Below are 13,489 nucleotides of genomic sequence, written 5' to 3'. Positions count from 1 at the left end.
AACTCAGCCCTGGACCTGGAACGCCAGCGCCGCCAGCCGCAAGGCGTGGGCACGGACATCGGCGGGCCAGTCCCGGCCGTGGCCCTCGAACGCGGCGCGGTCGCCAGCGAACAGGGCACGGGCGGCCTCCTCGAACCCGGGGTGGTCGCCGGCCATGGTGGACATGAAGCGGTAGGCCGCCTCCCGCGCCTGGCGCACGCGGTCGGTGTCCTCATGGGCGTGGCGGGCCGCGTCCACCAGCTTGCGCAGGGCGACCGACGCACCACCCGGCTGGCTGTTCAGCCATTCCCAATGGCGGGGCAGCAAGGTCACCTCCCGCGCCACCACGCCCAGCTTGGGCCGGCCGGGGCGGGCGGGGGCGGGCGTCAGGTCCGCCGGGAACACCGGCGCCAAGCGGCCGCGAACCTCTTCCGCCGTGCCGCGCAGATCCGCGTCCACCGCGCGGCCGGTGGCCTCATTGAAGATGAAGATCAGGGCGTCGTCGCCGGCATCCACCGCCGCCTTGGCGGCCAGCGCCGCCTCCACCAGCGTGCCGGTGGTCAGGAAACGGGTGCCGGCGAAGGCGGTGCAGCGCATGTCCGGGTCCAGGCCCATCGCATCCTCCAGTCATAGGGAATGCCAGTCCTAACCCCAGGAGAGTCTCGGCGTCAATATTACCCGGGTAAAATACTCAGGGTCCGCGACGGCGGCGCCCACCCGGCTTGCCCGCCGGACGGCCGGCGGGGATGGGCGCCTTGATATTGGACTTCTCCGCCACCGCGCTGGCGCGCCCCTTTTCCCCGATGGCGCTGGCGCGCAGCGGGGTGGCGCCCGGATCCAGGCCCAGGTCTATGGCTTCCAGCCGGCGGATCTCGTCGCGGAGGCGGCCGGCCTCCTCGAACTCCAGGTCGGCGGCGGCGGCGCGCATCTTCTTTTCCAGGTCGGCGATGACGGCCTTGAGGTTGTGGCCAACCAGGCCCGCCTCATCCGCCAATCCGGCATCGACGTTCACCCGGTCGCCGCGTTCGTAGACCGAACTCATCACATCGGCGATCTGCCGCTTGATCGATTCCGGCGTGATGCCGTGTTCCAGGTTGTAGGCCTTCTGCTTTTCCCGGCGCCGGCCGGTCTCATCCAGCGCCGCCGCCATGCTGGCGGTGATGCGGTCGGCATACATGATGGCCCGGCCCTCGACATTGCGGGCGGCGCGGCCGATGGTCTGGATCAGCGAGGTGCGCGAGCGCAGATAGCCTTCCTTGTCCGCGTCCAGGATGGCGACCAGCCCGCATTCCGGGATGTCCAAACCTTCCCGCAGCAGGTTGATGCCGATCAGCACATCGAAGGCGCCCAGGCGCAGGTCGCGGATGATCTCAATACGCTCCAACGTTTCGACGTCGGAATGGATGTAGCGGACCTTGATCCCGGCCTCGTGCATATAGTCGGTCAGCGCCTCCGCCATCTTCTTGGTCAGGGTGGTGACCAGGACGCGCTGGCCCTTGGCGATGCAGTTCCGGCACTCCGCCATCACGTCGTCCACCTGGGTCTCGGTGGGACGGATGATCACTTCCGGGTCGATCAGGCCGGTAGGGCGCACTACCTGCTCGGTGAAGACGCCGCCCGTCCGCTCCAGCTCCCACGGGCCGGGGGTGGCGGAGACGAAGACGGACTGGGGCCGCATCGCGTCCCACTCCTCGAACTTCAGCGGGCGGTTGTCGAGGCAGACCGGCAGGCGGAAACCGTAGTCCGACAGGGTCGACTTGCGCATGTAGTCGCCCTTATACATGCCACCCACCTGGGGCACCATGACGTGGCTTTCATCCACGATCAGCAGGGCGTCATCCGGCAGGTATTCGAACAGGGTGGGCGGCGGCTCGCCCGGCGCGCGGCCGGACAGATAGCGGGAATAGTTCTCGATCCCGGCACAGGAACCGGTGGCCACCATCATCTCGATATCGAAGGTGGTGCGCTGTTCCAACCGCTGGGCCTCCAGCAGCTTGCCCTGGGCGTTGAACTCCTCCAGCCGCAGCTTCAGGTCGCGCTTCATCTGGTCCACCGCCTGCAACAGCGTGGGTTTGGGCGTGACGTAGTGGCTGTTGGCGTAGATGCGCACCTCTTTCAGGCTCGCGATCTTCTCGCCCGTCAGGGGGTCGATCTCCTGGATGGCCTCCAGCTCATCCCCGAACAGGGAGAAGCGCCAGGCCCTGTCCTCCATATGCGCCGGGAACAGTTCGATGGTGTCGCCGCGCACGCGGAAGGAGCCGCGACCGAAGCCCAAATCGTTGCGCTTGTACTGCAACTCCACCAGCCGCTGCAGGAAATGGGTGCGGTTGAGCAGATGCCCCACCTTCACCGGCAAGGTCATTTCCGAATAGGTCTCGACCGAGCCGATACCGTAGATGCACGACACCGACGCCACGATGATGCAGTCGCGCCGTTCCAGCAGCGACCGCGTGGCGGCGTGGCGCATGCGGTCGATCTGCTCGTTGATCGAGCTTTCCTTCTCGATGTAGGTGTCGGTGCGGGGGACGTAGGCCTCGGGCTGGTAATAGTCGTAATAGCTGACGAAGTACTCCACCGCGTTATCGGGGAAGAAGCTCTTCATCTCGCCATACAGCTGGGCCGCCAGCGTCTTGTTGGGCGCCAGGATCAGGGTGGGGCGCTGCAGCCGTTCGATGACGTGCGCCATGGTGAAGGTCTTGCCCGACCCGGTGACCCCCAGCAGCACCTGATCACGCTCGCCCGCCACTAGGCCCGCGGTCAATTCCTCGATGGCCTGGGGCTGGTCGCCGGCCGGTGCGAACTCCGACTGGATGCGCAAGGGGACGCCGTCCGTGGGTGCCGGCAGGGCGTGGCCCCGGGGCATGGTCATCGGCAACGGCAGGTTTGGTTCCATGGTGTGTGCATCGTTGGGCATGGCCTCAAGGTAGGCCGCGCCGCGTCACTTTTCCAGGCCGCTTGGCCGCTTTCGCCGTGGTCCGCGCCGCCGCTTCCTCCCGCTCCGGGGCGGAGGCGTTGCCGCCGGACCGGCCGAGCGCCTTGGCCAGGGGTTCCCAGGCCTCGGCCATGGCCTCGCTCTCCGTCCCATCCTCCCGCGCCATGGCTTTCAGCGTGGCCAGGAAGTCATTGGCCAGGCAGGCGGTGCGGGGCACGCCGCTGGTGAAATCCGTGCCGTCCGGGAACACCACCAGCACGCGCAGCCGCACCATGGGAAAGCGCGCCTTCATGATGTGGATCAGCGGCTGCACCTGGATCACCGGGTTGACGAAGAACCCGACCTTGCCGTTGGCGGCCAGGTAGCGCCACTGCCCGGCCTTGGTCTGGGCGCTGATGCGGCCGCCCATGTCGGGCGGTGAGCTCAACACCATCAGCACGCTGGCCGGCAGGCGGATCAAATGGTCGACCCGCAGCGGCTTACCCTTTTTGTCGCGGATGTGGAGGCCGTGCACGACCGAGTAGCCCGCGTCGTCCAACGCCAGCTTGCGGCGGTAGGCTTCGGCGTTGTAGCGGCGGCGCGACAGGGTGCGCGTCTTGGGCCTGAGCGCCCACATCACCACCAGCATCAGGACGATGACGACAAGCGCCACCGTGCCGATGGTGACCATCTGGCTGATGCCCATGAGCGGCGCCGCCTGGGGTGCCTGATCGCTGATTTCCTGCGCCATGCCGGTTGATTACCCCATCCCGGCGGTGCGTGCCATCCTGGCGAGTTGATCGGCCGCACATCCGCCAGTCGCATATCCTACCCGCCGCGCACATAAATGTCGCGGCGTCCCCGACACGGCAGGCGCGTTATGCGCGGGCGGCGGTTGTGCCGCATTTTTGCCGGGCGTAGGGTCGCGCTCGGATTTTCCTTTCCCAACAAGGGTAGCCGTCATGTCGATCGTTGCCGAGCGTCTCGCCCGGATCAAGCCGTCCCAGACCATCGCCGTCACCGCCAAGGCCCGCGCGCTGAAGGCCGCCGGCCGCGATATCATCGGCCTGGGCGCCGGGGAGCCTGACTTCGACACGCCCGACAACATCAAGCAGGCCGCCATCCGCGCGATCGAGGCGGGCCAGACCAAATACACCGACGTCGACGGCACCCCGGAACTGAAGCGCGCCGTCTGCCTGAAGTTCAAGCGCGAGAACGAGCTGGAGTACAAGCCGGAGCAGGTGAGCGTCGGCACCGGCGGCAAGCAGGTGATCTTCAACGCCATGATGGCCACCCTGTCGCCGGGGGACGAGGTCATCATTCCCGCCCCCTACTGGGTCAGCTATCCCGACATCGTGCTGATGGCCGAGGGCACGCCCGTCTTCGTGGAATGCCGCGCCGAAGCCGGCTTCAAGATGACGGCCGAGCAGCTGGAGCGCGCCATCACCCCGCGCACCAAGTGGGTCATGCTGAACAGCCCGTCCAACCCGTCCGGTGCGGCCTACACCTATGATGAGATGAAGGCCCTGACCGATGTGCTGGTGCGCCACCCGCACGTCTGGGTCTTCACCGACGACATGTACGAACACCTGGTCTATGACGGCTTCCGTTTCGTGACCCCGGCCCAGGTGGAACCGGCGCTGTACGACCGGACCCTGACGGTCAACGGCGTGTCCAAGGCCTATGCCATGACCGGCTGGCGCATCGGCTATGGTGCCGGCCCCACGCCGCTGATCAAGGCGATGGCCAACGTCCAGAGCCAGTCCACCAGCAACCCCAGCAGCATCAGCCAGGCGGCGGCGGTGGAGGCCCTGGTGGGCCCGCAGGACTTCATCAAGGAGCGGGCGGAGGTGTTCCGCCAGCGCCGCGACTTGGTGGTGTCCATGCTGAACCAGGCCACGGGCATCCACTGCCCCCGGCCGGAAGGTGCCTTCTACGTCTACCCGTCCTGCGAAGGCACCCTGGGCAAGACCACACCCAATGGCGCCCTGCTGAAGACGGACGAGGACTTCGTCACCTACCTGCTGGAATCGGAAGGGGTCGCCGTCGTCCAGGGCAGCGCCTTTGGCCTGGCCCCCCACTTCCGCATCAGCTACGCGACCTCGACCGAGGCGCTGGAGGAAGCCTGCCGCCGCATCCAGCGCGCCACGGCCGCCCTGCGTTGATCCCCGGTAGGGACTGACCGAACCAAGGGGGAGGCCGGGCCGCCTCCCCCTTCTTCTCACTCCCCCCTTCTTCTCAGGGGCGGCGGCGGAAGGTGTCCACGGCCCGGCGGCCGACGCCCGGATCGTCAGTGAAGAAGCCGTCCAGCCCGGCCGCCAGATAGTGGTGGATTTCGGCCACCGATCCGTCGACGTTGCGGGCGTTGTCGCCACGGCCATCGCGGAAATCCGCCGCCATGAACCGGTTCTCCGGCGCGAATTCCCACGCGAAAACCTGAAGCCCGGCGGCCTTCGCCCGGGCGATCAGCGGACTGGGCCGCCCCAGGCGGCCATCCTCACCCAGCGGAATCAGGGCGCGGATGTCCGGAGACAGGATGTCCGCGTAGGTCGCCATGTCCCGCAGGCCCGCGTCGGTCAGCATGTCGCCATAGGTCTGCGTGCCACCGCCCAGGACCACGTCGAACGGCCGTTCCCGTTCTTCGCCGACCAGCTGCATGAACCGAAGTCCGTCACGCCGCCCCATCCGCGCCCGCAAGCGGCGCAGCGTTGGCGCCTCGAAACACTGCACGATCATTGGCGCCTGGGAAACATAGCTATGCCGCGCCAAGGTCTCCAGGAAGGCCTCCTCCACCGTCAGGCCCAGCGAGGTGAACAGATACGGTGTCTTCAATTCGGGAACCAAGCCGATCGGCCGGCCCCGCGTCGCGGCCTCGGCGGCGACGAAATCGATGAGCTCATCCAGGCTCACCATCTGGAACTCCCCGTCATAGCGGGTGTTGTCGGGGCGGATGTCGGGAATGCGTTCCTTCAGCCGCAGCGTCTTCAGTTCCGCGTAGGTGAAATCGACGATGAACCAGCCATCGAGTGTATGGCCACCGACGGTCACCGTCCGACGACGCGACGCGAACTCCGGATGGGCCGCCACATCGGTCGTCCGGCTCAGTTCATTTTCATGCAGGGCCATCAGCACGCCGTCCTTGCTGGGTTGCAGGTCGGGTTCGATGAAATCCGCGCCATCGGCGATCGCCTTGGCGTAGGAGGCCAGCGTGTGCTCCGGCCGCAAGGCGCAGGCGCCACGATGGGCGAGCACCTCGATTCTAGCCGGCGGGCGCGTCCCCTGCGACCGCGTCAGGGCCGACACCGGGGCGGGCAAGGTGGCGCCGAGGCCCAGTCCCAGCGAACCCAGGACGCAGGCGCGGCGGCTTAGTATGGTCATGTCGTCTCTCTTCGGTCATGCGCAATGACGGGATCGGCGGCCATGGGCAACGGCGGCGCCGGGCAGATCCCGCCGCCGCCGCAGGCTTCTTCCCAGGCCGATCACACTAGAAGGTGTAGGAGGCCGTCAGGGTGACGAAGCGGCCGGTTTCCACGTAGGATCCGTTGCCGCCGCCATCCTGGGTTCCCAGGTACTGCGTGGTTTTTCCCAGGGTCTTGTAGAACTGGACGTTGTCCGTCAGGTTCTTGGCCGCCAGCGTCACCGTCACCCCGGCGAAGGGGTAGCTGACACTGAAATCCAGGCTCTTGATGGGCTGGAGATAGGTGTCGAGGTTGTTGCTGGTCAGGCCGACCAGCTGCAGGCCCGTGTACTGGTAGGACAGGTCGGCCTTCAGGCCGTCCTTTTCATAGAACAGGTCGACGTTGTACATCAGCTCCGGCGCGCGTGGCAGCCAGGTGTCCCGGCCGTAATGGTCGGCCCGCTTGCTGTCGGCGGCGCTGTGCTGGACGGTCACCGAACCGCCCAGTCCGAACCCGCTCCACAGGCCTGGCAATTCGGTCAGCTTGCGGCGCGCGTTCAGTTCCAGGCCCATCAGGTCGGCGTTGCCGCCGTTCTCATACTGGCTGACCACGATGGCGCCGTTGTTGGCGGTGGCGGTGTTGGCGCTGGGGGCGGCGCCGGACGAACTGGCGGCATAGATGAAGTTGCGGATCGATTTGTAATAGGCGTTGGCCTCGACCACCATCTGATCGGGGCCGTAATATTCCGCCGACAGGTCGTAGTTGGTCGCTTCCGCCGGCTTCAGGTTGGGGTTGCCGGCGCTGATGCCGTTGATCGCCCCCGTGATATCGCTCCGCGAAATGGTCACCGGGCTGGCGACCAGGCCGAACGCCGGGCGGGAGAAGGACTGGCGCACGGCGGCGCGGTAGACGAAGGCCTGATCAGGGCGATAGGTCAGGATCAGGCTGGGCAGCACCTCGCCATAGTGGTTGGAGCTGGTTTGCCAGGCGCCGCCGTCGCCATCGACGGCCCACTGCCGGCTGGCGAAATCAGTGTCTTCATACCGCATCCCCACCGTGGCCCGCAGGTCGCGGTATTGGAAGTTGGCCTCGACATAAGAGGCGTAGATGTCCTCGGTGCCATAGACCGTGTTGCGGATGTAGTCGTTGTAGGTGTAGGCGCCCGGATTGCCCGTGACCTTGCCCGTCGTCGGGTCGATGCCATACTGGCTGGTGTACTTGTACGGCAGGGCGCCGTTCTCATAGGTGGACCGGTCCAGGACGCGGAAAACGCCGGCGTAGGTGCCATTCAGGAACGATGACAGGTCCCGCCCCGACAAGGCCTGCACGGTCGGGCCCGCCGGGTTGTTGTAAGGACGCACGGCGCCGCTTGAATCCAGGATGACGAAGTTGTCGCCATTGTTGCCGAAGAACTGGTGTTGGTACTGATAGCGGTCCGATCGGCTGACGTCCGCGCCCGCCCGGATGGTGTCCAGCCAGCCCTCCCGCACGCTGTAGCTCAGGTTCACCTTGCCGGTGTACATGGCGTTTTCCTGGGCGCTGTCCGAGCCCTGGAATTTCCATAGCCGATCGGACGTCTGGCTCAGCGCATAGGCTTTGTCGGCGGCACTGCCGTAGGTGACCTTGGTGGCCGCCGGGTTGCTGAGATCGAAGGACGTGGTGCCCGTCGTGTCGACCGCGCCATAGGCGCTGCCCTCGACATAATCGGGACGTTCGATCCGGCTGTACCCGTAGGAGAAATCATAGTCCGCGGTCAGGCGGTCCCAGGTGTTCTGGCCGCCGATCTTGGTGGTCAGCAATTCCTCGTTCTGGTCGCGAAGCTGGAAATAGGTACCCGGCAGGATCCCCTGCTCGCTGAAGCTGGTGCCGTTGCAATAATAGCAGACTTGGCCGCCATTGATGCTGTGCTGGGTATCGGTGCCCCGCACCTGGTACTTGGAGTAGGAGCCCTGGATGTAATAGCGCTGGTCCTGGTCCCGCTTATCCAGGGAGAAATTACCGCCGTAGCGGGTCAACTGATCCTCGTAATAATCGTATCGGACGCCCGCCGCCGACAGGCCGTGGACTTTGCTGAAGTCGCTCTGGGTCGCTTCCGAAGCCAGCGTGGGGGCATACCCCGTGGCCTCCACCGTCTCGCCGGCGGTGTTCTTGCGGGTGTAATAGCCGGTGACGTAGAGGCCGATGTCGCTGGTGAGGCGCTGGGCCGTTTCGATCTGGCCGCCGCCACCCAGGGAGTTGGCGCCGGTCTTGTTGGCGAGGTCGGAGTCGCTGCCTTCCATCGTCACCCGGGTCATGGCGCCCGGGAAATCGAACGCGGTCGGCGTGCGGATGTCGATGGTGCCGCCGACGCTGTCGCCATCCATGTCCACGGTCGGCGTCTTGTTGACCGTCACGGCCTGGATGCCGTAGGGCGCGACCATCTTCAGCGACAGGGCGCGGCTGTTGGGATCCGCCGCCGGGACCCGCACACCGTTGAGGGTGTAGGCGTTGTAGGAGGAGTCGATGCCCCGGATGGAGACATACTCCTGCTCCCCCGTCGCCGCCTGCCCCAGCCCCATGTCGCTGAACCCGGACAGACCCGGCAGGCGGGTGATGATGTCGACGATGTTGCCGCCGGGATGTTGGGCGATCTCGTCGGCGGACATCACGCTGGTGACGGCGGTGCTGTTGCGCTTCTCATCCAGGGCTTGCTGCGGTCCGCTGACCCGCGCCCCCGTGATGAGCACCTCATCCGGTGTCTGGTCCGCCGCATCGGCCGCCCTGCCGCCCGTCGCCGTCAGCACCGCCGACAGGCTGGCCGTCAGGTAAAGCGCCTGGCGACACCGCCTTTTGGCCCCATGAAAATCCATCAATCCCCGCACTCCTTCATCATCGATGTCGGCGTCGTTGGCGGATGCGCCGTCGAGGGGACTTATGGGTGGTCTGCGTTTCAGTTTCGGTTCATGCGTGTGAATATCGCATAAAACATATATTATGGTGCTGGCTTTGCTTTATTTAGGAAAATTGACCTATACATAGGTTGTCACATCATCGCACATTTTAAATCTATCGTTTAATTGACGCTGTCCAGACTCTCGCCGGACCGCTTTCTTTGCGCGCGATACCACGATCACACCAAACGGCCACCTCCCTGACGGTCGCGACGGCCGTGATGCAGGGGTCGGGGCCGCGCCGTTTGGTGGTGGGGCGCCGAAGGACGCCGACGGTGATTTGCTTCAGACCGCTCGACGAGACGCTGGCGACCTGGATCAGGGATCACGCCGCCGCCGGAGCCCCGTTCAAATCAGCGCGGTGCGCCCAGCGGGCTGTCCGGCGATTCCGGCGCGGCGCGCAGGGGCTGGGCCAGGATGACCACCCAGATATAGGCGTCGTTGGGGCCGCCGGGCGTGGGGTTGGCGACGCGGGCCACGCCGACATCGGTGATGCCGGGGGTGACGAAGGCGCCGACCGTGGCGCCCGTGCCCTGCCAGATGTCCAGGGGTTGGCCCGGGTCGGCGGAGGCCCTGGCCTCCAGTGCCATGTCCTGCATGGGGATGTAACGCGCCTGGATCAGTCCCTGCCGCAGGTCGGGTGCGGCCGTGCCGCTGGCCAGGGACATGGCACGGGCGGCGGCGGCGTCATCCAGCAGCGGCTGGCGGCTGAGCGCGGGCAGCCCGGCCAGGATGCGCGTCTTCTGCACGAAATCGAGCAGCGTCTCCGCCGCGTCGCGGTCGGCGGCGTTCATGGTGATGGGCGTGCCGGCGGGCACGGCGGCCATCGCCCGGTTGCACAAGCCCCCCGCCACGCCCCCCGTCGCCAGCAGGGTGGCCGTCAGCATCACGGTTGTCAGGACCCGCATCACATCATCTCCGTTCGTCCCGGCGGTTGGGCAGGGTGGCCGGGCTGACCGGTCGGCCAGGGCCGTTGGGGGTATACCTGCCATCGCCAAACACCTTCAACGCCCAGTTTGGAGGACGAGTGTGGCGGAAAATCGACCCTGGGTGGCAAGCATACTTGCGTAGGAGCTTGGTCCGCTTTGGTGATTCTTTCCCGATGATCAAGCCCGCCCCAGGGAATCCGCTAAATTCGGGCGGCGCGCGAGTTTTACACAACCGCCAAACCAGTCCGCGGGCTAATCCTGTCAATCCCTTTTTTGCCGATCGTGAACTATTTGTTAGATATTGACAGAATCACTTTCCAGCAAAATCAATAACTTACTATTTTTTGCCTATTTATTGGGCAAAACCCGGAAAGCCTTATGCCGCTTGGCGCGGGACACGCTATCAGCGGCTTTTCCTCACACTTATCCACAGCTTCCGTGGAAGACGTTCAGGTTTTCCCCAGCGCCTCCGGCGGAGGTTGATTCGGGATGGCTTACCCCGGAAGTGGTAGCGGCAACCGGACGTCTCGCAGGCGCCCGCCCCCGCAACCGGCCACGCCCTGATCGCGCCCGCCCCACCCCGCGCATCCCCATTGACCCGGACGCGCCAATCGGCAGAGTGTCCGCCCCATGGCCACCACCGACCCCAGCCCCGACACCCCGGCCCCCACCCAAGCCGTCCCCCAGGCCCCCCTGGCCCCGGCCGAAGCGCCGGCCCCGGATGCCCCATCCCAGGACGCGTCCCCGAAAGTCCGCCGCCGCACCGTGGCCGACCTGAACCGGGGGGTGGAGACCATCAAGGCCTACCTGCGCACGCTGCCGGTGACGCCCGGCGTCTATCGCATGATGAACGAGGCCGGCGACGTCCTGTATGTGGGCAAGGCGCGCAACCTGAAGCGCCGGGTGGCCAACTACACCGTGCCGGCCAAGCTGCCGGTGCGGTTGCAGCGCATGGTGGCCGAGACGGTGACCATGGAGTTCGTCACGACCCACACCGAGGTCGAGGCGCTGCTGCTGGAATCCAACCTGATCAAGCGTCTGATGCCGCGCTACAACGTGCTGCTACGGGACGACAAGACCTTCCCCCACATCATGATCACCCGGGACCACGACTACCCGGCCCTGATCAAGCACCGGGGCACCCGCACCCGGGCGGGCGATTACTTCGGGCCCTTCGCCTCGGCGGGGGCCGTCAACCGCACCATCACCGCCCTGCAGCGCGCCTTCCTGCTGCGCAACTGCACCGACAGCGTCTTTGCCACCCGCACCCGCCCCTGCCTGCAATTCCAGATCAAGCGCTGCACCGCGCCCTGCGTCGGCCGCGTCAACCGCGCCCAGTACGCCGAGCAGGTGGACGAGGCCGCCGCCTTCCTGGCCGGCAAGAGCCGCGACATCCAGACCCGCATGGCCCAGGCCATGATGGACGCGTCGGAGGCGCTGGATTTCGAGAGCGCGGCCAAGATGCGCGACCGCATCCGGGCCTTGACCGCCATCCAGGCCCACCAGGACATCAATGTCGAGGGGATGGAGGACGCGGACATCATCGCCGCCTACCAGGATGGCGGCAGCACCTGCATCCAGGTCTTCTTCTTCCGGGGTGGGCGCAACAACGGCAACCGCGCCTACTTCCCCAGCCATGACAAGAACCAGGGCACGGCGGAGGTGCTGGCCGCCTTCATCGCCCAGTTCTATGACAACCGCGCCGCCCCCGCCCTGGTGCTGCTGAGCGAGGAGCCGGACGAGCAGGACCTGCTGGCCGAGGCGCTGACGCTCCGGGCCGGGCGCAAGGTGGAACTGGCGGTGCCCAAGCGCGGCGACAAGAAGCGCCTGATGGACCACGCCCTGACCAACGCGCGCGAGGCCCATGGCCGCCGCCTGGCGGAGACGGGCAGCCAGGCCAAGCTGTTGGCCGGCGTCGCCGAGATCTTCGGGCTGGAGGGGCCGCCGGCCCGTATCGAGATCTACGACAACAGCCACATCCAGGGCGCCCACCCCATCGGCGGCATGGTGGTGGCGGGGCCGGACGGCTTCATCAAGAACGCCTACCGCAAGTTCAATATCCGCGACCCCAAGGCCGCCGGCGACGACTTCGCCATGATGCGCGAGGTGCTGACCCGCCGGTTCGACCGCGCGCTGAAGGAGGATCCGGAGCGCACGACCGACACCTGGCCCGACCTGCTGCTGATCGACGGCGGCGAGGGGCAGCTGGGCGTGGCGGTGGAGGTGCTGGCGGAGTTGGGCCTGTCCGACATCCCGCTGGTGGGCATCGCCAAGGGGCCCGACCGCGACGCCGGGCGGGAACGGTTCTTCCTGCCCGGCCGCCCGCCCTTCGGCATGGACCCGCGCGACCCCGTGCTCTATTTCCTGCAACGCCTGCGCGACGAGGCCCACCGCTGGGCCATCGGCGGCCATCGCCAGCGGCGGGAAAAGGCCATCAGCGCCAGCCCGCTGGATGAGGTGGCGGGCATCGGGCCGAAGCGCAAGAAGGCCCTGCTGCTGCATTTCGGCTCCGCCCAAGCCGTTTCGCGCGCAGGACTGGCTGACTTGCGCGCGGTGGACGGGATATCCGACGCCGTGGCCAAAATCATCTATGACCACTTCCATCCGGACGGCTAAACTGCGCCTCACATGGATTGCTGGCGTCATGAGTGCCCATCCGGCCCGGATGGCCGCCAGTCCCCATTGCCTGAGATCGCCCCCAGGACCGCTTCATGCTGACCAGCCTGCCCAACCTGTTGACCCTGTCGCGGATCGCCCTGATCCCCGTCATCCTGGCCCTGCTGTGGTTCCCCGCGACCTGGACGGCCTGGACGGCGGCTGGCCTGTTCGCGCTGGCCGGCATCACCGATTATTTCGACGGGTATCTGGCAAGGGCTTGGCACGAGGAATCCATCATCGGCCGCTTCCTCGACCCCATCGCCGACAAGCTGCTGGTGGCGGCCGTGCTGTTCCTGTTGGTGGCCGACCATAAGATCGTGGGCCACGCCGTGCTGCCGGCCGTCATCATCCTGCTGCGTGAGGTGATGGTGTCGGGGCTGCGTGAGTTCCTGGCCGGCCTGCGCGTCGGCGTCCCGGTCTCGGGCCTGGCCAAGTGGAAGACCGCCATCCAGCTGATGGCCATCGGCTGGCTGATCGTGGGCGATCACGGGCCCGGCTGGCTGCCTGTACGGGTGGTGGGGGAGATCGGGTTGTGGGCCGCCGCCGTCCTGACCCTGATCACCGGCTGGGATTATCTGCGGGCGGGGCTGCGCCACATGCTGAACCCCACGGGCGCCCCCCCGGCCGCCGAACCCGCCGCAAAAGCGCCCACGGCGGTCACGCCTGTCCGCACGGGGGCGTGAC

9 protein-coding genes are annotated in these 13,489 nt (G+C 66.7%); 3 read left to right on the top strand and 6 right to left on the bottom strand.

Annotation, left to right across the window (positions count from 1 at the left end):
* Positions 1-3: 3 nt before the first annotated feature.
* The 3 genes from FHS74_RS23615 to FHS74_RS23605 form a co-directional block, all read right to left on the bottom strand.
* Positions 4-594 carry a DUF2239 family protein gene (locus FHS74_RS23615; RefSeq protein ID WP_184806184.1) on the bottom strand — a complete coding sequence of 197 codons (591 nt, stop codon included), beginning with the start codon at positions 592-594 and terminating at the stop codon, positions 4-6.
* 76 nt (positions 595-670) lie between these two features.
* The gene (uvrB, locus tag FHS74_RS23610) at positions 671-2,848 is read right to left on the bottom strand and encodes an excinuclease ABC subunit UvrB (protein WP_425491372.1); all 2,178 of its coding nucleotides are present in this window, start codon (positions 2,846-2,848) and stop codon (positions 671-673) included.
* Between the two features lie 49 nt (positions 2,849-2,897).
* Positions 2,898-3,641: an NERD domain-containing protein gene (locus tag FHS74_RS23605; RefSeq protein ID WP_184806181.1), complete on the bottom strand. Its 744-nt coding sequence runs from the start codon at positions 3,639-3,641 to the stop codon at positions 2,898-2,900.
* Positions 3,642-3,852: 211 nt separating this feature from the next.
* Between FHS74_RS23605 and FHS74_RS23600 the strand changes: the two genes are divergently transcribed.
* On the top strand, positions 3,853-5,055 hold the full coding sequence (locus FHS74_RS23600; RefSeq protein ID WP_184806178.1) for a pyridoxal phosphate-dependent aminotransferase: 1,203 nt from the start codon (positions 3,853-3,855) through the stop codon (positions 5,053-5,055).
* Between the two features lie 73 nt (positions 5,056-5,128).
* On the opposite strand, the gene FHS74_RS23595 is transcribed toward FHS74_RS23600, so the two are convergent.
* From FHS74_RS23595 to FHS74_RS23585, 3 genes are all read right to left on the bottom strand, one after another.
* A complete protein-coding gene (locus FHS74_RS23595; protein WP_184806175.1) occupies positions 5,129-6,268 on the bottom strand; it encodes a glycerophosphodiester phosphodiesterase family protein in 1,140 nt (379 codons plus the stop codon).
* A 106-nt stretch (positions 6,269-6,374) separates the two neighbouring features.
* Positions 6,375-9,137: a TonB-dependent receptor gene (locus tag FHS74_RS23590; RefSeq protein ID WP_184806172.1), complete on the bottom strand. Its 2,763-nt coding sequence runs from the start codon at positions 9,135-9,137 to the stop codon at positions 6,375-6,377.
* Between the two features lie 434 nt (positions 9,138-9,571).
* Entirely contained in the window at positions 9,572-10,126 is a 555-nt protein-coding gene (locus FHS74_RS23585) for a hypothetical protein (protein WP_184806169.1), read from the bottom strand.
* Between the two features lie 651 nt (positions 10,127-10,777).
* On the opposite strand from FHS74_RS23585, the gene uvrC reads away from it, so the two are divergent.
* Both uvrC and pgsA read left to right on the top strand, forming a co-directional pair.
* Positions 10,778-12,763 carry an excinuclease ABC subunit UvrC gene (gene uvrC, locus FHS74_RS23580; RefSeq protein WP_246463321.1) on the top strand — a complete coding sequence of 662 codons (1,986 nt, stop codon included), beginning with the start codon at positions 10,778-10,780 and terminating at the stop codon, positions 12,761-12,763.
* Positions 12,764-12,858: 95 nt separating this feature from the next.
* Positions 12,859-13,488: a CDP-diacylglycerol--glycerol-3-phosphate 3-phosphatidyltransferase gene (pgsA, locus tag FHS74_RS23575; RefSeq protein ID WP_184806166.1), complete on the top strand. Its 630-nt coding sequence runs from the start codon at positions 12,859-12,861 to the stop codon at positions 13,486-13,488.
* Position 13,489: the final 1 nt, after the last annotated feature.

It is taken from the genome of Nitrospirillum iridis, assembly GCF_014205765.1.
Taxonomy (GTDB): domain Bacteria; phylum Pseudomonadota; class Alphaproteobacteria; order Azospirillales; family Azospirillaceae; genus Nitrospirillum; species Nitrospirillum iridis.
This window is presented reverse-complemented; position numbering and strand designations above follow the sequence as displayed.